Source organism: Corynebacterium sp. MSK074, assembly GCF_030229735.1.
GTDB lineage: Bacteria > Actinomycetota > Actinomycetes > Mycobacteriales > Mycobacteriaceae > Corynebacterium.
Genome location: NZ_JASPIX010000007.1, coordinates 1 through 21,274 on the forward strand (window position 1 = coordinate 1; position 21,274 = coordinate 21,274).

Sequence of the window (21,274 nt, forward strand, 5' to 3'; positions counted from 1 at the left end):
TCTTCGGTGACACCGTAGTCATTATCGGTGAAACTCCTTCTAGATCAGAGCCTCACACACAAACTTCCTGACACCCTCCCGAGGGCGCCACTTGGCTTGCTTCCAACCCATACCCTTTAGGAAAACATCAGATCCGAGAAATCGACGAGCTTATTTCCAAAGCGCATAAGCAACGAAAAGTCGATTCGGGCCCGCAAGAGGAGCTTCCTGAAGAATCTAGTGCGGACTTTTTCTGGGTGCTACGCGCAGGCCGCAAAGGTGAACGAGAAAAGGAAGCCCTAGAGTCAAACTTAGGCATTCCCGGTATGGACTATGGCCCAGAGGTGAATAAGCAAACTACCTTAGACTCCATCAAGGCCTCGATGGTGCGAGAGCACCCAGATCTCAAAGCACAAACATCCACAAGCTACGCTTCTCAACTCAACCGATTTAAGAACCAAATGCAGGTAGGCGACCTGGTTCTGATGCCGAGCAAGTTGCACAAAGGGCGAGTTTATTTTGGCTATGTCTCCGGCGATTACGAGTACCGCCCTCATGAGCCAAAAGAGATGCGGCACGTCCGACCGATCAACTGGTCAAGCGATTTCTTCAATCGCGATGACCTAGGAATAGACCTCCAACGATCTCTAACTTCACTGCTTACTATCTGCCAAGTTTCTCGGAACCATGCCTTTGACCGAGTAGAGTCCGTCATCCAAGGCATGGGAGATCCTGACTTTTCCTCTGAAACTCCATTGTCACCGTCGTTTGACTGGCCGGAATTTTTCGCAGAACTCGCCACCAAACTTCTTGCCTTCAAAAACAACCGCGCGGAGCTACTCGAAAAACTAAAAGAGACTGCTGAAATCTCAGGACGCCCGCTCCGGTTCAAGCACCTATGGAAATGGCACATAGATGATGAAGAAGTGCCCGCTACTGATATGGATCCTTTTACCATCCTCGGTGTTGCTAACCGGCAAATTTCGACATCTAATAAGGTGGCAATCTGCCAAGCCTTTAAAACCGTCTTCGGAATTGAAGCCCCAGCACCAACGGATTTTTCGGGACTGCCCCAACTCAACAACTTACGCTCGTGCTTTGCTACGAAGCCGTCAGATGTTATTAATCTAAGTTTTTGGGAGAATAGCTGGAGCCTTTTCGCTTCGGCCCTCGCGGTGAGCCAATCGGATACGCCCGAAAATCGAGCTCAGTTTATACACGATTTCGACGTGATGACCAAAGACCGCCAGATCACGGCATACACCATGGCATTGTTCTGGGCACGTCCCCGCTATTTCCTCACTTTCGATTCAGTCATCACCAAGTATCTTGCCCAAGACTCCGCGCTTGGAATCAATATTCAGAAAAATGTTTCGACGGGTAAAGATTATTTGCTTACACTCGATGAAATCCGAGATTGGCTTACTACTGCCGAGATCGAACCGGCTAATTTTCCCCAATTGTCTTACGAAGCATGGGTTTTCAACCAAGAACCAACCGATGCTACTGCCCAAACCGTAGAGTCTTCGTCGGAAGAGGACGTCTATACCATTTCTGCAATTATCGAAGACGGATGCTTTATCCCGAAAGACGATCTCGAACTAATGCTGGAACGCCTGAAGGAAAAGAAAAACCTGATTCTTCAAGGCCCGCCGGGTACGGGAAAGACTTGGCTTGCACGTCGCTTGGCATATATCTTGTGCAAGTCAGACGCGGAAGATGTAGTCACCTCCGTCCAATTCCACCCTTCTACTTCTTATGAAGACTTCGTTCAGGGTTTCCGTCCCAGCAGTAGCGGGAAGCTTGAACTAAAAGATGGCCCATTCCTCCAAGCAGTGGAAAAAGCTAAGGAGGACTCCAATCCACACGTAGTGGTGATTGAAGAGATCAACCGCGGCAATCCAGCGCAGATTTTTGGTGAGATGCTTACCCTCTTGGAAGCTGACAAAAGAAACCCTGAAAATGCGCTTACCACGCTTTATAGCAAAGAAGGAGAAGCAGTTTTCCTTCCCGATAACTTTTACGTCATCGGCACGATGAACCAAGCAGACAGGTCCCTTGCCATGGTAGATATGGCTTTACGTCGTAGGTTCGCTTTCATTAATCTCGTACCGCAGCTGGGCTCCACTTGGCGCAATTTTTGTGTTTCCAATCGTAATCGCAATGACGAGGCTCTCAGTGAAATCGCGCGAAGGATCGAAAAGGTCAATCAATTGATCCGGGACGATTTCAATCTCGGTGATGACTACCTAATCGGACACAGCTTTGTTACTCCACGCCGAAAGCTTGCAGACAGTTCCTTCGATGCAACTATGGAATGGTTTGACCAGGTAGTAGCCTCGGATCTCAAGCCGCTCATAGCAGAGTATTGGTTCGACAATCCTGCGAAGCGAGAGCAGGCCCTCGATGTCCTCAACGGATAGTTCCCCTCAACCGGAAGACATATACGTTCCTATTCGAAGTGTATGGATGCTCCAGCTATACGCCTCGCAGTCTTTTATTGATGGTCATATATCCAACGCCTCGGTGGAAGACGCGGGTGTTGAGCTTCCGGAGCTAATCGGAACGATGCTGTGTGACGCTGTAGAAAGGCGTTTTCGGAGAGAATTGAGCATTGGTTTCACCCTTACCGAACGAAATATAACTCGGGTGCGAGGCCGAATTGACATGTACGAAACCACTCGCCACCAACTCCTCGAAAAGGGACTCATTGCCTGTGAGTTCAATGAACTCACCATCAATAGCAAAGTTAACCAATTCCTTAAGTACGCCCTCGAATATGCAGCACAAATGCTCTTAGACGTAAGCAGTTGCGATGCTGCGCACCGGTGCAAGGTGCTCGCTCGAAGACTTACTCAAATGGGAGTTTCCAAGCCGAAATCGACAGCCTTCCCTCGTGGAAGGCTGTCTCCTGCAGATAAGAAACCAGTTGCAGTAGCCAGACTGCTTTTGGAATTAGCCGTGCCCGCGCGTGGGGATGACGCCCATACTCGATTCAGCAGAAAGCACCTCACGCAACACGAGCTCCGAAAGCTTTTCGAAAAGGCTCTATTTGGTCTGTTTCAATACCACCTCAGCCCTATCGGTTGGAAAGTAAGCAGCGGAGAATGGTTGCACTGGAATGCTCAACAAACGCCCAGCCAATTACCGAGCATGCAGACAGATATCATTCTGCGATCACCAGAAGGTGACATTACAGTTATTGATGCGAAGTTCACGAATATGTTTATTGAGAACCGCGTAGGAAACGAATCTCTTAAAAGCCCCCACCTTTATCAGCTTTACGCCTACCTACGTAGCCAAGAAGCGCTTGGCGGAGAATGGAAAACCGCAAAGGGCATCATGCTCTACGCTTCTTCGGGTCGAAACTTACAGGATGAGACGATTTCATTCCTCCTCGACGGACACCCAGTAGCTTTCGCTAGCATCAGTCTCGAAACCTCAATTCGTGAGTTTCGTCAGAAAGCGCTTCACCTTGTGGCCCCGAATCTCGAATTCCTTCGATTGGACCCACACGAAACTCCATAATGGCTTCCCAAAGGCACAAGCCAAGGAGAGGTGAATCGTTGGAGTACAAAACAGCCACGTTATGGCCCCGAACTGGTGGTTCAGGAGTCATAACGTGGCTGAAAGTAGGGGTCCCGCGCGGCGGACGCGCAGCTGGGGCGAGGCGAAGTCGGCCTAGGCGAGGTTCTTGAGGGCGTCCGTAACAAGGCGCCAGAAGCCGGCGTGGTCGAGGGTGGTGGCGACTTGGGTGTGGCAGGAGGCGTCGGCAGGCTCACGCAAATCAGTGACGGTCATGCCGGTGGTCAGTGCGCCAGCGAGCTCGACGTGGACGGGCGCCTTGCGGGTCTGGACGATGTCCGGATCGATGAGGTAGGCGATGGTGCACGGGTCGTGGACCGGTGGGTTATCAAAGCCCTGGTTGGCCTGGTAGGCCTTGCGGAAGAAACCGAAGAGGCCCACGACGAACTCCGAGACGGGAGTATTTAGCGCCTTAATCTCGGCTTCGACCTCTGGGGTAGCAAGCGCCTGGTGGGTGAGATCGAGGCCGACCATGGTGACGGGCCAGGGCTCTTCGAAGACGATGTGGGCGGCCTCAGGATCGATCTTGATATTGAATTCGGCAACCGGGGACCAATTGCCCCCGTGGTAGCCGCCGCCCATGAGGACGACTTCCTTGACGCGCTCGACGATGCGCGGCTCCTTGCGCGCGGCCATCGCGATATTGGTAAGCGGGCCGGTGGGCACCAGGGTAATGGCGCCGGGCTCATGGGACATGATGGTGTCGATGATGAAGTCGATAGCGTGGGCGTCGGCAAGCGCGGTGCTTGGCTCCGGAAGCTGGACGCCCTCGACGTCCATGCCGGTGGAGCCGTGGATGGCCTCGGCAACCTCGACGGGGCGCACGAGCGGGCGATCGCAGCCTGCGTACACCGGAACCTCCGGGTGGCCGGCGATTTCCTTGATCACCAGGGCATTGTGGGAGACCTTATCCAAGGTCTGATTGCCGCCAACGGTGGTAATGCCCAACAGGTCAATGGTGGGATTGCCCATAGCTAGAAGCAGGGCCACCGCGTCATCGTGGCCGGGGTCGCAGTCCAGAATGATTTTTCGCGTCATGCCACGAGCCTACTTTCGGGCGTTGACGGCCGCCACGGTGTCATCAATGGACTCGGGGCGAGGAATGAGGAAGGACAGGGCAAGGGCCGCAAGCAGAATAATGACGCCGGCGATCATGCCCGCGCGGTAGCCGTGCTCGAAGGAACCGGAAACTGCAAAGAGCACGGCGAAAGACAGGCCCGCGCCGAGGTTGAAGGCGCCGGCGTTCATGCCGGGCAGGTAGCCCTGGTTATCGGCCGGCGAAAGCACAATGCCCAGGCCGTTGAGCATGATATTGGCAATGCCGGCGTAGGTTACGCCCAAGAAAATGGAGACGAAGAGCAGGGTCCATGCGTTCGGGGCGCCGACCACGAAGATGGAAATAATCAGGCCGACGACGGTGCCAATGAGGCCGGTTTGCAGGACGTACTTATAGCCCAGCTTGGAGGCCATCCAACCGGCAATCGGGCCAAAGACCAGGCCGGCGAGAGCGTACGGGGTCAGGGTGACCCAGGAAATGGTGCTGGCGGAAATGCCGGCGCCGGCGTCTGGGTCTTGGCCGAGGTTCGGAATGAGGCCGTTCATTACGGCGAAGACGCCGGTCATGGTAAGCAGCGTGGTAGAAAGCAGTGCCCAGGTGCGGCGCTGCTTAAGGTAAGCCACCGGCACGAGCGGGTCGGCGACCTTCTTCTCCACATTCCAGAAGGCCCAGAAGCCGGCGGCACCGATAAGAAGAAGGATAATGACGAGGAACCAATTGGCCTCGGCAAGTTTGCCGGCCTCGTTGAATGCGGTGAGAACGCAACCCAGCGCCACGGCCAGGGGCAGCACACCCGCCCAGTCCATGCGCGGGGTTTCGGTGGCCGTGGATTCCTTGGTAAATACCTGCACTGCTACTACCGCGATGGCACAGAGTACTGCCATGGTCCAAAAGACCGAGCGGTAGCCAAAGTTGCCCGCCAGCCAGCCGCCGGCCAGGGCATCCACGCCCGCAATACCACCATTTACCGAGGTCACAATGCCCAGCAGTAGTGCGTATTGCTTCTCATTGAGCACCTGCTGGCGCAGCATGATGAGGCAGAGCGGGACGGTCGGCCCGGCCACGCCTTGGATGATGCGGCCGATAAGCAGCACGGCGACGTTTGGCGCGACGGCGGAAGCCACGCAGCCCAGCGCAGCAACCGCCATCATGCCGCCGAGGACCTTCCTGCGCCCGATGAGATCGCCCCAGCGCGGTAGGAACAGCGAGAACAGTGCCGCGGCCGTAAAGAAGGCTGTCTGTGTTAGGCCAATCTGTGCGGTGGTGGCACTCAGCTCATCCTCCATCGTTGCCAAGGCAGGCGAGAGCATCGACGCATTGAGCTGGAAGGCAAACACTGCCGTAAGCAGTGCGAACATCAATGGAATATAGGAGCTGGGCTGGAGCTTTGGCGGCTCGGAGGTGGTGGAAGTCATGGCTTTAAATGTAGTTGATGAATCCTCCGCTCCATAGTGGGAAGCATGCCTCAACTTCCTTGGTGTTGCGCAGGACACCCCACTTAGCGCCACCAGCTATTTTCTCATTGTCTACTATCCATAGATTATGAAGATTCTCTCCTACATCGCCGCTGTCGCAACGGTGATACTTTCTTTAGCTTCCTGTTCCTCTCCGGAGTCACAGCCGGAAGAAACGACGACGCCTAGCACCTCAAGCACGGCCGATAGTTCTACTATCAGCTCTAGTTCCACAAGCTCTGCCCCGGAAACGACCTCTTCGGAGCCACAGCCGACATCGGAAACTGAGCCTTCGCTTGCCGACGCTCCCCTAACGAACACCGCCGAATCCACCGCAGAACCCACCCTTACCGAGTGCGTCTATGGCGGCGGTAGCTGGACCACCAATGGTTGGTACAGCGATGGAACTATCCGTTGGGCGCAAGAATGTCAGAACCTCCACGACGAGCAGATGTCAAAGTACCCCTACCGGTGCCCGCAAACGGATCACTACGTCTCCGATCCATCTCAGTGTTCCTCCCCGGCGGGCAGCGGGAACGGGGGTTCAGATTCGGATTTGCCCGCAGCGATGACACGAACCGGCGAGGTGGAAGAAGAGCACATGCGAGCACATAAATGGTGGGCGGATTGCGTGAACGCAAACTCCCCGGAGTACTGCCGAGAGAACGATCCATGGCAGCGAGGTGGTTACTGACGTTCTCTTACTATTGCCGCAGAATTAACCAGCGATTCACTGCGGCTACTTAGGCTGGAAAAGTTCCTTATAGACCTTTTAACGGAGCTTTGTATGTCTGATTCAAATAGTCGTCCTTCTTTTAATCGTCGTAATTTCCTGCAGATTGCTGGTGTTTCTGCAGCAGCAGTGGCCGCGGGAATTAATGCACCGACCAAGGCGAGTGCACAGTCGAGTCTGAGTTCATGGGGATCGTCGCAAGGTGGGGATCATCCGCAGGATTCTGATCTTTTTGGCCTAGGTGTAGCGGCGGGCACGCCGCGGCACGATTCGATGATCTTGTGGACGCGCCTGGCCCCTGAACCGCTGGCCGAGGATGGCCATGGCGGCATGACCGGCGGCGATGTTCGCGTGGGATGGGAAGTTGCGAAGGATGAGGGGTTTGGGGACGTCGTCAAGCACGGCGAAGCCCTAGCTCAACGAGAGCTGGCGCACTCGGTGCACCCGCAGGTGACTGGGCTGGAGCCCGCCACTGAGTATTTTTATCGCTTCCGCGCGGATGGCAAGGTGAGCCCGGTAGGTCGGTTTAAGACTCTGCCCACGCCCGACGCAAAGGTGGATAATTTCACCTTCACCGTGGCTTCCTGCCAGGCGTGGTACCACGGCTATTTCACCCCGTGGAAACACATTGCGCAGGAACCGGACCTGGATATGACGATTTTCGTGGGCGACTACATCTACGAGTACGGCATTTTGGAAGGCGATAATCTCTGGCGCCAAGGCGCAAGCGTGCCCGACGTTTTCAAGGCAAAGGTGGAGACTCTGGAACAGTATCGCCTGCGCTACTCGCTCTTTAAGTCCGATGAGCACCTGCAGGCCGCTCACGCACGCGCCGCGATGGCGATTGTGTGGGATGACCACGAAGTAGAAAATAACTACGCCGGTAATTGGTCCGAGATTGGCACCAAAGCCGAGCACTTCCTTTACCAGCGCGCGGCTGCTTACCGGGCCTTCTACGAGAATCTGCCGGTTGCCCCGCCCGCGCTTCCCGATGGCCCCAATAACCGCATCTACGATTCTTTCGACGTGGGCACGCTATTGCGTTTCAATCTGGTCGATACCCGCCAATACCGCGAAGAATCTGCGAAAGATGCCAGCATCTTGGGCGCGGAGCAGGAGCAGTGGCTCAACGATAAGCTCGCCACTTCCCCAGCACAGTGGAACGTGGTGGTCAATAGCGTGGTCGTCGTACCGATCGCCGATAGCACCGATCAATGGGACGGCTTCCCCGCAGCGCGTCGCCGGCTTATCGAATCCCTTTCCAAGGTCAGTGACCCTATTGTCTTCACCGGCGATATTCATCAGCACTGCGCTGCCGAAATCCAATCTGAATCCGGCCAACCTGTAGGCGTGGAATTGGTTGCTACTTCCATTGCTTCCGATGGCGATGGCTTCGCCGGCTCCAAGAGTACCGAGTGGCTGGAAAAGCCATATGTGAAGGCCATGGATAAACGCCGCGGCTACATCAAGGTGCGCGCTTCCCGCGAGCACCTTGATTCCGAATTCGTCGTCGTGCCTTGGATCGAGCGTGATGATACCGCCCCGCGTGAGACTGCTTTCTCCTTCCGCACCAATGCCGGCGAGCACACGCTGCGCTCCCTCTAAACCCCGAAAGGACAATTCATCATGGGACTATTTAGCTCGCTTTCCTCTTCTTCCTCTCGCCGCGGTTCTTCCCGCAAGGGTTCTTCTAACCAGGATTCCTCTACCCCAGCTCCTGGTGCGGTTGCTGCTCCGCCGGCCGTAACCGGTGTTCAGGCAGAACCGCAGCTCATGGAAAACTACGTCACCTGGGAGCCTGCCTCCTGGGACGTCGTTTTGGATCACTACCGCGTCATCGGCACTGATTCCAATGGTGTAGACGTGCTGTTGGGCAAGACGATCTTTCCCTTTTTCCGCCACTCCCGGCGCGATGTTGTCGGTGAAAAGTGGTCTTATTATGTCAAGGTGGTTGATGCTGCCGGTGCTGAGTCCTCTCCTTCTGGCAAAGCGACGTCTACCTCCCTGCCTTCGGTCACTGCTGGCACAGCGCTAGCCACGATTGGTTCCTTTGACCGAAAGGGCACGGAGTTTCAGTATTCCCCAAAGGACTACAAGAAGATCGTCACCGCGCATCCAGACCAGACAATCACTGTTGGACCGGATGCTACGCCCGCCGACGTCCCCTACCTTCTCCCCGGCCCCGGCGATAAGTGGGCGGGAAGCAAGGCTTACACGCTGAAGTGGACGGTGAAATTGGATAAGCCCACCGCGAAGGCGGCACTGGCGCTATGGCTCGTTGACACTACCAAGCTCGGCGGCATTCTCGACGTCACTGTTAATGACTTTCATAAACAAGTAGAGCTCCCACAGGGCGCAACGCAAGGTTCGCGCCAAGGCGATGCCAGTGGGGACCCGACCCCGCTGCGCCCCGCAGCAATCGAGTTTGATCTCGCCGAAGATACCCTAAAGGAAGGAGAAAACCAGCTGGTTTTCACTCTCCGCGAAGGAGGCTGGCTTGCGTGGGATGCACTGGGGATTTTTGCTAAGTGACACCACTCAGACGGTGTTTTGCCTAGACTTGGAAAATTGTTCACCAATTTCTGATGTACGGTAGTAACATCTGCATACTCTATCTACCTCGCTAGCATCGCTAGTCTCCGGTGCTGAAAGGATTTAGCTCCCCTTATGCCTACTGTCTCTGATCGCCTAAACCGTGCCCAGCAGAATCATAATGCGGTGATTACCATCATCCCGTTTGATGAACACGCGGTGGATCTTTCGCCGACCCTCAAGGGGCTGCCGGTGGCGTTCAAGGACATTGTGGATGTGGCGTACGTACCAACCACCTGTGGCTCCAAGGTCAAAGCTGTCTGCACACCTGTGAAAGACGCGCCGGTGGTACAGCGTCTCACGGCCCAGGGCGCGCTGCCGGTGGCGAAGGCGAATCTACAGGAATTTTCCTATGGCATTTTAGGCGATGCCTCCGCGTACGGACGCGTTATCAACCCGCGCGATCCCGAAGTATGCGGCGGTGGGTCTAGCTCCGGGTCCGCCGCTTTAGTGGCGTGCGGTGCGCTCGACCTGACAGTAGGTTCCGATAGCGCTGGCTCGGTGCGCGTACCGGCCGCCTGCCAGGGCGTTTTGGGCTTTAAGCCCACCTTCGGGCTGATTCCGGTAGAAGGGGTCTTCCCCTTTGCCCCCAGCTTCGATTGCATTGGTTTCTTTGCCAGCTCCGTTGACCTAATTGAGCAGGCTTTTATCGCCACTACGGATGAGGAACCGACCGCGGCACAGGACATTTCATCCATCGATGTCACCGCGCTTAAGGCCAAAGGCGAACGCTTTGCTGAACTCTTGGCGAAGCTGGAAACCTCGGACTTTGCACTCAGCGAGGGCGTAGATTTGGAAGAAACCATCGCCGCTACGGCCAAGCTCTATGAGCCGATGCGCCTGAAGGAAGTCTATGACGTCCACCGGCCATTGCTGGATCAGCGCGATAAGTACCAAGACGTTATCTTGCAGCGCGTTCTGGGTGGAGAAGATATCAGCCAGGAAAACTATGACGCGGCTGCACAGGGCGTAGAGAAGCTGCGCGAAGAGGCCCTTGCCCTGCTTGCCGACGCCCCCATTATCCTCACCCCTACCCTCGATTCCGGCCCCCTCAAGTGGTCCGATATCACCCCGGACAATACCGCGGAATCGGCCGCAAGCCTACGGCGGTGGACCGAGCCGTTCAATGTGCTCGGCTGGCCGGCCATTACGGTGCCACTGCGCGGCGAAGAGGAAGAAGGCGTGGGTGATGCGGTGCAGGTCGTCGGCCAGCCGGGCGAGGACCTGACCGTCCTGCGCGTTGCCCGCGCGCTGCAGGCCCTGCTCTAAGCCCCTGCTAGAAGGGTCTTTTCCTGCGTGCGCGGGCGCCAATAGGCGGCCTCGACGGCGGTGAGCTCCTTAAAGTGCGATGAGGTGAGCTCGTCCATCGCTTGGATATAGCCGGGGACCTCCTCGCGCGGCAGGCGCAAGCCCATGGTCAGGTGCGGGGTCCAGCGCGGCCCGCGCCCGTCCGGATTTGCGGCGCTGATTTTTCGCGCGGCAAACTCTAACTCGTCGGTGGTCTCCAGCAGCCAGGCCACCGTCTGTTTACGCTTGGTGCCAAAAATGACGTTTCCTACCCGCCGGAAATCCGCTGGGATGACGGCCGGCAGCAGCTGGGCCGCCAAGTCCACCACTTCCGGCTGCATGTGCGGCGAAAAGGTGACCGTAATGTGCGGGCGTTGCTGCTGGACGGGAAAGCCGCGCTCAGCAAGGCCGGCAAAGATATCGCGCACCTGATCTTCCTGCTTTTGCGGCAGGTAGAGCAAGATATTATCCGGCGATGTTTTACTCACGAGCGAGCGTTCCCTTTCTATAGCGGAGTGCCTCCAGCGTACCGGCCATCGAGTAGGCAACCTCCTCTTGTGTCAACGCAAACGATTGCCGTTTAATGAGAACCATGAGCACTACAGAGTCATCGCCCCTCATCCTCGCCATCACGGCGTGTCCGACGGGCATCGCGCATACCTATATGGCGGCTGAGAACCTCGAGGCCGCAGCCCAAGAGCTGGGCTACCGCATCAAGATTGAAACTCATGGTTCCATCGGCGTAGAGGGAACCTTTAGCAAGCAAGACATCGACGAAGCCGATGCCATTGTCATTGGTGCCGATACGGTCATTTCCAAGGACCGCTTCCACGGCAAGCGCCTCGAGGCCACCGGCGTGGACGAGGCCATCAAACACCCGAAGGAACTGCTCAGCAGATCCTTGAGCGCCACGCGCTGGGAGGGTACTTCCGAGAAGACGGAAGAAGACACGCCTCGCAAAAATAGCGTAGGTCAAACCTTGTACAAGGCACTGATGAACGGCGTCTCACACATGATCCCGTTCGTGGTAACCGGCGGTCTGCTCATTGCAGTCGCCCTCTCCATCGGCGGCACGCCCACGCCCGAGGGCATGGCGATTCCGGAAGACAGCTTCTGGAACACAGTCAATGAGCTCGGAGCCCTGGCGTTCTCGCTTATGGTCCCGGTACTTTCCGGCTACATTGCAGTGGGCATCGCGGATCGCCCGGGCCTTGCCCCTGGCCTTATTACCGGACTCATCGCCACCACCGGCTCGCTTTACGGTTCTGAGGCAGGTGCCGGATTCTTGGGTGGCATTGTCACCGGTATTTTGTCCGGTTATGTGGCTCTTGCCATTAAGAAGATTCCGGTGCACAAGTTCATCGCACCGATTTGGCCCATCATCGTCATCCCGATTTTCACCACGCTCATCGTGGGGCTCATCTTCATCTTGCTCATTGGCGCACCGGTCTCGGCCGCGTTCGAGGCAATGACCAACTATCTCGCTGGAATGCAGGGCTCCTCCGTCATCGTGCTGGGCCTCATCTTGGGCGCCATGATCGCCTTCGATATGGGTGGCCCCTTCAATAAAACGGCCTTCCTCTTCGGCGGCGGCATGATCGCGGCCGGCAATGCGGCGCCGATGGGCATGGCCGCATGTGCGATTGCCGTACCTCCCCTCGCCGTGGGCGTAGCTACGCTCCTGCGCCGCCGCTGGTTTACCAAGGCCGAAAATGATGCGGGCATCGCCGCGTTGTTCATGGGATTTTTCGGCATCACCGAAGGCGCCATTCCACTTGCGGCCGCACGCCCGCTACAAGTTATCCCCGCTAATGTTGCCGGTGGTGCCGTAGCCGGCGCGCTCGCCGGTCTTTTCGGTGCACAAGACCACGTCATGCACGGCGGCCCGATCGTCGCGGTGCTCGGCGCGGTAGATAACGTCGTTGGCTTCTTTATCGCCATGCTTGCCGGCATCGCTGTCTGTGCTGGCCTTATTCTCCTGCTCGTGGGACTGACGCAGCGCAAGGATAAGCCGCTGGTTGCTGTCGATACGATTAGCCTCGATAAAGATCTGGGTTCTTCTAGCGAAGAGGTCATTCGCTCCATGGTGAAGCTCACCTCCGCGCGCATGTCCGATATGGAGGCGGTAGCTGGGGCTGCCTTAAAGCGCGAGTCAACCCGCTCTACCGGGGTAGGCCACGGCGTGGCCATTCCACACGCACGCTCGGCCGGCGTGAAAGTGCCCACCCTTGCCTTTGCCCGCCTACCCGAAGGTATTACATGGGGAGAAGGCGAAGAACCGACTAACCTTGCCTTCCTTATCGCTGTGCCTGATAATGCCGGCAAGCAACACCTCAAGCTGCTGTCCAAGCTGGCGCGCAGCATCATGAAAGAAGACTTCCGCAACCAGCTTTATGGCGCACAAACCCGCAAGGAAGCAGCCGAGATCATTTCCTCGGCTCTTTCTCCTGCCCCAGCTTCTCAAGGGACAGAAGTGCCCGCAAAGGCATAATACTTCGTTCAATGTGGCGCTCGGCGATTCATCGCCGGGCGCTTTTCTTATTCCTTTCTAAACCCCGTTCACCGAGCGCACAACGACGCCGAGAGACAACTGCCGGGCAACACCCATAGAAGCAAAGGACAGGTAGAGGTTAAGAAACCTAGTAAATCTCACGATCTTTATAGGTTCTACCAAGAAACGGACGCGTTTGCCTATGCCTGACTTAAAACTCCACCCTCATGACTCAAGCACTTACTGCTTCTCCGAGAATCTAAGACACTGACTAGAAACCACCCCCGTTGGGGAGGAGAAATACGCAACCGACTGAGGGATTTCAGGAGTTTCCTAGCTCAATTCGAGAAATAACTAAGAAGCAATTAGTTATACGGAACATCAACTTCAAATATTCTAATAATTGCTGTTCAAGTCGATTTTATCTGCTGGAATTGATTAACTTTTAAACAAAGGGGAACGGATTTTTCTGTTGATTCTCCCAGTTTCCCGCCTGATTCTCCGCCAGGTTACAGAAGAAAGGTTCCGCTCATGTTCACCCCTACTATTCGCTTCTCCACCAAAAAATTTATAGCCCCTGCCCTTGCAGCAGCCATCGCATTGGGAATGTGCGTTGCACCCGCTGAAGCCTCCAGCTCCCTAAGTTCCTCGGGCAACTTTAATGGCGCGAACCTTCCGGTGCCGACGCTAAACCTTCCCGCCGCGCCGGCTACAGCAGCAAAGCCCGCCGCTCCGGCTTCCAATCGCGTGCAGAGCATCATCAACCACACCAACGAATACCGCCAGGCTCACGGCCTGCGCCCGGTTCGCGCTAATGCCGCACTCAATGGGCTGGCTCAAGATTGGGCCGACCAGCTGGTGCGCGCTGATAAGCTCAGCCACCGCCCGCAGCACTGGAACTACTACCCTTCCAATATCCCGGCCGGCGGCGAGAATGTCTTGCAGGCGTGGAGCGACTATTCCGATGCCCTTCTGGTCAAGCTTTGGTACGAATCCCCGGGGCACCGCAAGATTATGCTGGACCCACGCGCCAAGACCATCGGAGTCGGCGTTGCCATTAACTCTGAAGGCAAGCTTTACGCTGTCCAAAACTACGGCCGCTAAAGATTTCACAAGCTAGAACCTTCGGACCCTTGGGCTCTAACAGGCCATGCCGCCTCCTCCCGGACCTCTTACCCGGGACGGGGCGGTTTTCTCGCGCCTAGGTGGGGGTGCGCACGCGGGTAAACGAAACGTAACCGTCTTCACAAATGACAGTGGCGAGGGTTACACTTAATGACATTCGAATTGTTCAACAATCTTAAGGACGGTGTTGAATGTCCTCGCTCCATATCGATCTCAATGCGGATTTGGGAGAAACCACTGCGGGCAATCCGGTCGCAGATGACGCGGCAATGCTGGAGATGGTGTCCTCCGCAAACGTGGCCACGGGCTTCCATGCGGGCGACCCGCACTCGATTGCCGGCACGCTCAAGGCGGCCGCAGAAGCAGGCGTGACCGTAGGCGCACACGTGGGTTATAACGACGCCGCAGGTTTCGGCCGCCGCTTTATCGATTACAACCCGGACGAGCTTGCAGACGAGGTGACCTACCAAATTGGCGCGCTCGACGCTTTGGCCCGTGCCAATGGAACCACGGTCTCCTATGTAAAACCGCACGGTGCGATGTATAACGCGATTGTGAAGGATAAGGCGCAGGCAGAAGCCGTCATCAAGGGCATTAAGGCCTTTGGAGACTTGCCGGTGATGTTGCTGCCTGGGGGTGTAGCGGTGGACGTCGCCAAGCGCAGCGGGCTTACCGTCATCCGTGAGGCCTTTGCGGACCGCAACTACAACCCCGATGGCACGCTGGTCTCGCGCAAGGAGGCCAATGCGGTGCTGGGCAGCGCCGATGAGGTGGTGCAGCGAGTACTTGAGGTGGCGCAGACCGGGTCGATTACGGCCGTGGATGGCACGAAGCTCGAGGTGGATGCGCAATCCGTATGCACCCACGGCGATTCGCCCGGCGCGGTGAAGCTGCTGCGCGGCGTCGTGGAGCGCCTGAGGGAAGAAGGCATCGAGATTCGGAGCTTTATCTAATGCACATTAATTTTGTGGGCACGCGCGCGTTGCTCATTGACCTGGATGGATTGAACCAGGTCATGGATTGGCACACGGCGCTTTCTGCCAAGCCGTTGAAGAATCAGGTGGATTGCATCGCGGCCGCCACCACCCTGCTGGTGACGTTTGAAGCGCCGGATTCGGCGCGCGATGCGGCCGAATTCCTGCAGGATTTCTCCCCTGCCGCCGCGACGGCTGCGGAGGCCCGCACGGTAGAAATCGATGTGCTCTATGACGGCGAGGATGTGGACGAGGCCGCGGACCTGCTGGGTCTTTCGCGCGAAGCGCTCATTAACTGGCATACCTCTACCGAGTGGACCGCGGCGTTCGGCGGCTTTGCCCCGGGCTTTACCTACTGTGCGCCGTCGGACCCCTCCCAGGCGCGTGCTGTGCCACGCCGCTCCAGTCCCCGTACCGCGGTGCCGGCCGGTGCTGTAGGTATCGCGGGTGAGTTTTCCGCGGTGTACCCGCGCGTTTCCCCGGGCGGCTGGCAGTTGCTAGGTACCACCAATACGCCGATGTGGGATTCCAATGCCAACCCGCCGGCGCTGGTACAGCCGGGAGACCGCGTGCGCTATCGCAGCGTGGATAAGCTGCCGGAGCTTGTTGATCACTCTGCCCGCTCGAAGCGCGCCCCTGCCCGCTTGCCGCGCATGGAGGTTATCGATGCCGGCTTGCTCACCCTCTACCAAGATTTGGGCCGCCCCGGTGTGGGCGATCTCGGCGTGACCCCCTCCGGTGCCGCCGACCGCGCCGCCGCCGCGACCGCCAATGTGGCCGTGGGCAACCCGCGCGGGGCAACAGTGCTGGAGAATATCGGCGGCATTAAGCTCCACGCGCTCACCGATACCGTCATTTGCGTCACCGGCGCGACCGCCCGTGTGCGCCTCGGCGAGATGCCGGTTCACCTTGCTCGCCCTGTGCTGGTCACGGCCGGGCAAACCGTCACGGTGGACCCTGCAACGGTAGGCATGCGCAATTACGTGGCCATCCGCGGCGGCATCATCGCTGAATCCGAGCTCGGCTCCGCGGCCACCGACGTCCTTTCTGGCCTTGGCCCGGACCCAGTCACCACCGGCGATGTCATCGGCGTGCTGCCGCGCTCTACCGGCATGACCGACGCCCAGCTAGCCAACCCACTGCGCGTTTCTGAAAGCTCCGACGGCAAAACCCGCGCCACCCTGCGCTGCGTACTTGGACCGCGCGATGACTGGTTTGGCGATAATGTCTCCGCCTTCCTGGATACCGAGTGGACCGTCACCTCGGATTCCAACCGCGTGGGCCTGCGCCTCGATGGCGAAGAGCCGATTGAGCGCGTTAAAGACGGCGAGCTCCCCTCCGAGGGCATGGTCGCCGGCTCGATCCAAATCCCACCCAATGGCAAGCCCGTGGTCTTCCTCCGTGATCATGCCGTGACCGGCGGTTACCCGGTCATCGCCACCGTATTGGAAGAAGATATTGATATTGCTGCACAGCTGCCACCCGGCGCGCGCGTGAACTTTGAACTCATAGCACCCCAAGCCTTGAACACTGGAGAACAGAATGCAGATTAAGACCGTCCTCATTGCTAACCGCGGCGAGATTGCCGTGCGTATCGCCCGCGTCGCTCGTGACCTAGGCATTAAGTCCATCGCCATTTACTCCGAAGCAGACGCTGGTGCCCTGCATACCCAAGTAGCGGATGAAGCTTATGCGCTGCCGGGCAATACCGCGGCCGATACCTACATGAACGTGCCCGCACTGCTCGATATCGCGGTGCGCGCCGGCGCCGATGCCATCCACCCGGGCTACGGCTTCTTGTCCGAGAACGCCGACTTTGCCCGCACGGTTACCGAGGCCGGCATGATCTGGATTGGCCCTTCCCCGGAGTCCATCGAATTGCTCGGTGACAAGATCGCTGCGCGCCGCGTGGCCGAGGAGGTCGGCGCGCCGCTGGCACCGGGTACCTCCGATCCCATCGATGACTGGCAGGAGGCCCGCGCCTTCGCCGAAGAGCACGGCCTGCCCATTGCCATCAAGGCCGCTTATGGCGGCGGCGGACGCGGCTTGAAGGTCGTGGACAATATGGAAGAGATCGAGGGGGCGTTCAACTCCGCCGGCCGCGAGGCCATGGAGGCTTTCGGCCGCGCCGAGTGCTACGTGGAGAAGTTCCTCACCCACCCGCGCCACGTGGAGGCCCAGGTGCTGGCCGATACGCACGGCAATGTGCGCGTGCTCGGCACCCGCGATTGCTCCACCCAGCGCCGCTTCCAAAAGCTCATTGAGGAGGCTCCGGCGCCCGCGCTTTCCGACGCCCAACGCAACGGCATCATCGAAGGCGCGCGCTCCATTTGTTCCAAGGTGGGCTATACCGGCGCCGGCACCGTGGAATACATTGTCTCCGAGGACGGCACCATTTCCTTCCTCGAGGTCAATACCCGCGTCCAGGTCGAGCACCCAGTTACCGAGGTAGTCACCGGAACCGATATCATCGCCGAGCAATTCCGCATCGCGGCCGGCGAGCCGCTGTCCTTCGATGAGGATCCGCAGTCCCACGGCCATGCTTTTGAGTTCCGTATCAATGCCGAGGACATTCTCAATGGCTTCGCCCCGTGCCCTGGTACTATCGTCTCCTTCGAGCCGCCCACCGGCCCGGGCATCCGCGTAGATTCCGCGGTGCGCTCTGGCTCTATCATCCCGCCGTACTATGACTCCCTGATTGCCAAGCTCGTGGTGTGGGGCCCAACCCGCGAGATCGCCCTAGCCCGCGCCCGCTTTGCCCTGCGCGAGTTCACCGTTACTGGCGTGCGCACTGTACTGCCGTTCCACCGCGACATGATGGATGAGCCTGCACTCATCGGCACTGCCGCACCGGCCGAGGACACCGCTGCCGCTGGTGCCTCCGAAATCGGCGTGTTTACGGACTGGGTGGATCACAACTACCGTCCGTCTGCCGCCAACCAGGTGGAAAAGGTCGAGGCCATTTACACCCAGCGCCGCAATGTGGCCGTAGAAATCGACGGCAAGCTGGTCAACGTCGGCGTCCCCGTCGACTTCCTCGCCGCGCCGGGCGCCGGCTCGGCCGGTGGTTCTGCCTCCACCGCGCCGTCTTCGGCCGGCGCACAGTCTACCGATGACAATGCGGTTACCTCCCCGTTCGAGGCCAACCTCGTGGCCTGGAACGTTGCGGACGGCGATACCGTGGCCGAGGGCGATGCCATCGCCACCGTCGAGGCCATGAAGATGGAATCGGCCATCAAGGCTCCACGCGGCGGTACCATCAAGCTCCTGGCCTCCGAGGGTGACCGTCTGGATTCCTCCAAGGTCATCGCGACCATCGATTAGCGCTCTCGCCATCGTTATGCACCCCATCTTCAATGTGAGGTGTATAACTTTTTAGTACAGTTGTGGTCATGCTTTCCCAGTCTGTCGCCTCCGAGTTGCGCGAGGCCATCTCCGCCGGCGAGTTTCAGCCGGGCGAGCAGCTCAGCGAGGTCAAAGCGGCCGAACGCTTTAACTGCTCGCGCAATACCCTCCGCGAGTCCTTCACCAGGCTTGCCGCGGAGCGCATTGTCGAGCGCATCCCTAATCGCGGCGTCTTCCTCGCGACGCCGGATGCAGACTATATCCGCGACCTCTTTGCCGCCCGCGCGGCCATCGAGCCAGCGGCGGTGCGGTGGGGCGCTTTTGCCGACGCCCCCTCGCTCGTCACCCTCACTTCCTCCGCCTTCGACTACGCGGCACGCGGCGAGCACCAGGAAGTCTCCGCCATCAACCAACGCTTCCACCGCACGCTGGTGGCCGCGCTGGGCTCGCCTACGCTCAATGAGCAGATGGATAATCTTCTCGCCCGAATGCGGCTCACCTTCCTGCTAGCAATCCCACGCTACCCGCAGCTACATGCGGACCACATTCAAGGAAATATCACCTTGGCCACGCTCATCGCGGACGGAAAACGCCACGAGGCCGCCACACTCGCGCATGACAGCCTCATGAATACCTGCGAGAAGATCCTCGCCGTGCTAGACGATTAAGGAATGAGAAAATCTTGATCCCGGGCGTTGGTCACGAGCATCTGACCCGGTGCGTGCGTAATAGCTAAGCGCGGCTTAGATTCCATCACGATGGCCTGCGGGGTCACCCCACAGGCCCAAAAGACCGGCAGGCAGCCCTCCGGCACTTCGACCGGATCACCAAAGTCCGGGCGGTTTAAATCCTCAATGCCAATGGCCGCCGGGTCACCCACGTGAACCGGGGCGCCGTGCACCGATGGGTAACGGGAGGTAATCCGCACCGCATCGGAGACCTGCGCGGCCGGAATCGGGCGCATGGAGACCACCATGGGGCCGGAAAAGACGCCGGCCGGGGTGGTGGGAATCGTGGTTTTAAACATCGGCACGTTGCGCTGCTGAGCAATGTGCGCGACCTCAATGCCGTTATCCTGCAGCGCAGTCTCAAAGGTAAAAGAGCAACCGATGAGGAAGCTGACCATGTCTGGGGTGTAGTACGAGGTGGCGTCGGCAAGCGTGGCAGTATGCTCACCGTTTTCAAAGACGCGGTAGGCCGGAATATCGGTGCGGATGTCCCCACCCGGCAGAAGCTCGGAGGTGTACTGACCGGCTTCCAGCACGCCCACAATCGGGCACGGCTTGGGGTTACGCTGAGCGAAGAGCAAGAAATCAAACGCGTATTCCTGCGGCACGGCCAGCAGGTTAGCCTGCATGAAACCGCGGGCATGCCCGGCGGTGGTGGCCATGTCATGGCTGCGCGCATACTCGCGCACCTGCTCTGGGGTCTGCATTATGCCCACAGCTCGGTGATGCCGGAGAAAGCCTTGAAGCCGATGAAGATGGTGAGCACCCACGCCAGGGTGCCGATAATCAGCAACCACTTGGGATACTTGTATCCCTGCAGGAGATCGCGGCGGTGCCAGGCCACCCACATCACGAGGGCGAAACCGATAGGCAGGATCAGGCCATTGATGGCACCGGCGAAGATGAGCAACTTCTGCGGCGCGGAGTTGATGGCCACAAAGACTACCGTGCACACCGCAATGAAGACGATGGTGAGGATATTGCGGGTGCGCGTCGAGGTGTCCTGGGAGGTCACGAAGGATACCGAGGTATAGGCGGCGCCGATAACCGAGGACAAACCGGCCGCGAAGAGGACCACGCCAAAGGCACGCAGGCCAAACTCGCCGGCGGCATTGTAGAAGGCATCCGCCGCGGTGTTGTCGTCCGAGAGCGCCACGCCGGTGGCCACCACACCGAGAACCGCCAAGAAGAGGAGCATGCGCATGATGCCGGTGACCACGATGCCGCTTACCGAGGTATAGGTAATGTTCTTGACGTTTTCCACGCCAGTGTGGCCGGAATCGATGAGGCGGTGCGCGCCGGCAAAGGTGATATAGCCGCCCACGGTGCCGCCAATGATGGTGGTGATGACGAAGAAGTCGATCTCGCCCGGTGCGACGGTATTCTTTAGCGCCTCCCCCACCGGTGGCTGGCTGACCACCGCAACGTAGAGCATCAGCAAGATCATGACCGCACCCAAGACCGCAACGAGGCGGTCGAGGGCCATGCCCGCCTTCTTGGAGAGGAAGATGAAGATCGCGATGGCCGCGGCAATGACACCGCCGATGCGCGAATCGATGCCCAGCATCGCGTTAATGCCCAGGCCAGAACCGGCGATATTGCCGATATTAAAGACCGCGCCGCCGATGAACACGAATACGGCAAGCACCCAGCCCAGGCCAGGGAGCACGGTATTGCCCAAGGTATTGGCGCGCATGCCGGTCACGCACAAAACGCGCCACACATTGAGCTGGATAGCGATGTCCACGAGGATGGACAGCATGATCGCAAATGCGAAGGACGCGCCCATCTGCACGGTAAAGACCGAGGTCTGGGTCAAAAATCCCGGACCGATGGCGGAGGTGGCCATAAGGAACATGGCACCAGCCATGGCGCCGAGGCCTTTGGGCGGGGTCTTGTCCCCCGCCTGCGCCGGAGTGGCGTG

17 protein-coding genes are annotated in these 21,274 nt (G+C 58.4%); 11 read left to right on the plus strand and 6 right to left on the minus strand.

Annotation, left to right across the window (positions count from 1 at the left end):
* Positions 1 to 305 precede the first annotated feature (305 nt).
* A complete protein-coding gene (locus QP965_RS07450; RefSeq protein WP_284844548.1) occupies positions 306 to 2,402 on the plus strand; it encodes an AAA family ATPase in 2,097 nt (698 codons plus the stop codon).
* Positions 2,403 to 2,448: 46 nt separating this feature from the next.
* The gene (locus tag QP965_RS07455; protein ID WP_284844596.1) at positions 2,449 to 3,507 is read left to right on the plus strand and encodes a 5-methylcytosine restriction system specificity protein McrC; all 1,059 of its coding nucleotides are present in this window, start codon (positions 2,449 to 2,451) and stop codon (positions 3,505 to 3,507) included.
* Positions 3,508 to 3,660: 153 nt separating this feature from the next.
* On the opposite strand, the gene uriH is transcribed toward QP965_RS07455, so the two are convergent.
* The 3 genes from uriH to QP965_RS07470 form a co-directional block, all read right to left on the minus strand.
* Positions 3,661 to 4,602 carry a uridine-preferring nucleoside hydrolase UriH gene (uriH, locus tag QP965_RS07460; RefSeq protein WP_284844549.1) on the minus strand — a complete coding sequence of 314 codons (942 nt, stop codon included), beginning with the start codon at positions 4,600 to 4,602 and terminating at the stop codon, positions 3,661 to 3,663.
* 9 nt (positions 4,603 to 4,611) lie between these two features.
* Complete coding sequence (gene uriT, locus QP965_RS07465; RefSeq protein ID WP_284844550.1) at positions 4,612 to 6,036, minus strand: uridine transporter UriT; 1,425 nt, start codon at positions 6,034 to 6,036, stop codon at positions 4,612 to 4,614.
* Between the two features lie 141 nt (positions 6,037 to 6,177).
* Positions 6,178 to 6,396, minus strand: coding sequence for a hypothetical protein (locus QP965_RS07470; RefSeq protein ID WP_225745844.1), 219 nt, complete (start codon positions 6,394 to 6,396; stop codon positions 6,178 to 6,180).
* A 466-nt stretch (positions 6,397 to 6,862) separates the two neighbouring features.
* Between QP965_RS07470 and QP965_RS07475 the strand changes: the two genes are divergently transcribed.
* The 3 genes from QP965_RS07475 to QP965_RS07485 all read left to right on the plus strand — a co-directional run bounded on the left by QP965_RS07475 (position 6,863) and on the right by QP965_RS07485 (position 10,669).
* Positions 6,863 to 8,413 (plus strand): alkaline phosphatase D family protein, encoded by a 1,551-nt coding sequence (locus tag QP965_RS07475; RefSeq protein ID WP_284844551.1) that lies wholly within the window; start codon positions 6,863 to 6,865, stop codon positions 8,411 to 8,413.
* 21 nt (positions 8,414 to 8,434) lie between these two features.
* Entirely contained in the window at positions 8,435 to 9,340 is a 906-nt protein-coding gene (locus QP965_RS07480; protein WP_284836533.1) for a polysaccharide lyase family protein, read from the plus strand.
* A gap of 135 nt (positions 9,341 to 9,475) precedes the next feature.
* On the plus strand, positions 9,476 to 10,669 hold the full coding sequence (locus QP965_RS07485; protein WP_284844552.1) for an amidase: 1,194 nt from the start codon (positions 9,476 to 9,478) through the stop codon (positions 10,667 to 10,669).
* Here the strand turns inward: QP965_RS07485 and QP965_RS07490 are convergent.
* A complete protein-coding gene (locus tag QP965_RS07490; protein ID WP_284844553.1) occupies positions 10,666 to 11,175 on the minus strand; it encodes a 2'-5' RNA ligase family protein in 510 nt (169 codons plus the stop codon). The genes QP965_RS07485 and QP965_RS07490 overlap by 4 nt on opposite strands.
* A 95-nt stretch (positions 11,176 to 11,270) precedes the next feature.
* Here QP965_RS07490 and QP965_RS07495 point away from each other — a divergent pair, with 95 nt between their 5' ends.
* The 6 genes from QP965_RS07495 to QP965_RS07520 all read left to right on the plus strand — a co-directional run bounded on the left by QP965_RS07495 (position 11,271) and on the right by QP965_RS07520 (position 19,290).
* On the plus strand, positions 11,271 to 13,178 hold the full coding sequence (locus tag QP965_RS07495; RefSeq protein WP_284844554.1) for a fructose-specific PTS transporter subunit EIIC: 1,908 nt from the start codon (positions 11,271 to 11,273) through the stop codon (positions 13,176 to 13,178).
* 531 nt (positions 13,179 to 13,709) lie between these two features.
* Positions 13,710 to 14,282, plus strand: coding sequence for a CAP domain-containing protein (locus tag QP965_RS07500; RefSeq protein ID WP_204609981.1), 573 nt, complete (start codon positions 13,710 to 13,712; stop codon positions 14,280 to 14,282).
* A gap of 212 nt (positions 14,283 to 14,494) precedes the next feature.
* Positions 14,495 to 15,256: a LamB/YcsF family protein gene (locus QP965_RS07505; RefSeq protein WP_284844555.1), complete on the plus strand. Its 762-nt coding sequence runs from the start codon at positions 14,495 to 14,497 to the stop codon at positions 15,254 to 15,256.
* Complete coding sequence (locus tag QP965_RS07510) at positions 15,256 to 16,830, plus strand: 5-oxoprolinase subunit B/C family protein (protein ID WP_284844556.1); 1,575 nt, start codon at positions 15,256 to 15,258, stop codon at positions 16,828 to 16,830. Before QP965_RS07505 ends, QP965_RS07510 begins: the two co-directional genes overlap by 1 nt.
* Positions 16,820 to 18,601 carry an acetyl/propionyl/methylcrotonyl-CoA carboxylase subunit alpha gene (locus QP965_RS07515; protein ID WP_284844557.1) on the plus strand — a complete coding sequence of 594 codons (1,782 nt, stop codon included), beginning with the start codon at positions 16,820 to 16,822 and terminating at the stop codon, positions 18,599 to 18,601. The genes QP965_RS07510 and QP965_RS07515 overlap by 11 nt, the downstream gene beginning before the upstream one ends.
* Positions 18,602 to 18,669: 68 nt before the next feature.
* Entirely contained in the window at positions 18,670 to 19,290 is a 621-nt protein-coding gene (locus QP965_RS07520) for a GntR family transcriptional regulator (protein WP_284844558.1), read from the plus strand.
* Here QP965_RS07520 and QP965_RS07525 read toward each other — a convergent pair.
* Together QP965_RS07525 and QP965_RS07530 are read right to left on the minus strand one after the other, a co-directional pair.
* A complete protein-coding gene (locus QP965_RS07525; RefSeq protein ID WP_284815203.1) occupies positions 19,287 to 20,057 on the minus strand; it encodes a putative hydro-lyase in 771 nt (256 codons plus the stop codon). The two genes, QP965_RS07520 and QP965_RS07525, sit on opposite strands and share 4 nt — an antisense overlap.
* Entirely contained in the window at positions 20,057 to 21,220 is a 1,164-nt protein-coding gene (locus QP965_RS07530; protein ID WP_284815287.1) for an NRAMP family divalent metal transporter, read from the minus strand. Before QP965_RS07530 ends, QP965_RS07525 begins: the two co-directional genes overlap by 1 nt.
* Positions 21,221 to 21,274: the final 54 nt, after the last annotated feature.

Excerpts from the sequence above, each read along its gene's own strand:
- QP965_RS07450 (WP_284844548.1), top strand. The coding sequence starts at position 306 with ATGGACTATGGCCCAGAGGTGAATAAGCAAACTACCTTAGACTCCATC.
- QP965_RS07455 (WP_284844596.1), top strand. The coding sequence starts at position 2,449 with ATGCTCCAGCTATACGCCTCGCAGTCTTTTATTGATGGTCATATATCC.
- uriH (WP_284844549.1), bottom strand. The coding sequence starts at position 4,602 with ATGACGCGAAAAATCATTCTGGACTGCGACCCCGGCCACGATGACGCG.
- uriT (WP_284844550.1), bottom strand. The coding sequence starts at position 6,036 with ATGACTTCCACCACCTCCGAGCCGCCAAAGCTCCAGCCCAGCTCCTAT.
- QP965_RS07475 (WP_284844551.1), top strand. The coding sequence starts at position 6,863 with ATGTCTGATTCAAATAGTCGTCCTTCTTTTAATCGTCGTAATTTCCTG.
- QP965_RS07480 (WP_284836533.1), top strand. The coding sequence starts at position 8,435 with ATGGGACTATTTAGCTCGCTTTCCTCTTCTTCCTCTCGCCGCGGTTCT.
- QP965_RS07485 (WP_284844552.1), top strand. The coding sequence starts at position 9,476 with ATGCCTACTGTCTCTGATCGCCTAAACCGTGCCCAGCAGAATCATAAT.
- QP965_RS07495 (WP_284844554.1), top strand. The coding sequence starts at position 11,271 with ATGAGAACCATGAGCACTACAGAGTCATCGCCCCTCATCCTCGCCATC.
- QP965_RS07500 (WP_204609981.1), top strand. The coding sequence starts at position 13,710 with ATGTTCACCCCTACTATTCGCTTCTCCACCAAAAAATTTATAGCCCCT.
- QP965_RS07505 (WP_284844555.1), top strand. The coding sequence starts at position 14,495 with ATGTCCTCGCTCCATATCGATCTCAATGCGGATTTGGGAGAAACCACT.
- QP965_RS07510 (WP_284844556.1), top strand. The coding sequence starts at position 15,256 with ATGCACATTAATTTTGTGGGCACGCGCGCGTTGCTCATTGACCTGGAT.
- QP965_RS07515 (WP_284844557.1), top strand. The coding sequence starts at position 16,820 with ATGCAGATTAAGACCGTCCTCATTGCTAACCGCGGCGAGATTGCCGTG.
- QP965_RS07520 (WP_284844558.1), top strand. The coding sequence starts at position 18,670 with ATGCTTTCCCAGTCTGTCGCCTCCGAGTTGCGCGAGGCCATCTCCGCC.
- QP965_RS07525 (WP_284815203.1), bottom strand. The coding sequence starts at position 20,057 with ATGCAGACCCCAGAGCAGGTGCGCGAGTATGCGCGCAGCCATGACATG.
- QP965_RS07530 (WP_284815287.1), bottom strand. The coding sequence starts at position 21,220 with ATGGCTGGTGCCATGTTCCTTATGGCCACCTCCGCCATCGGTCCGGGA.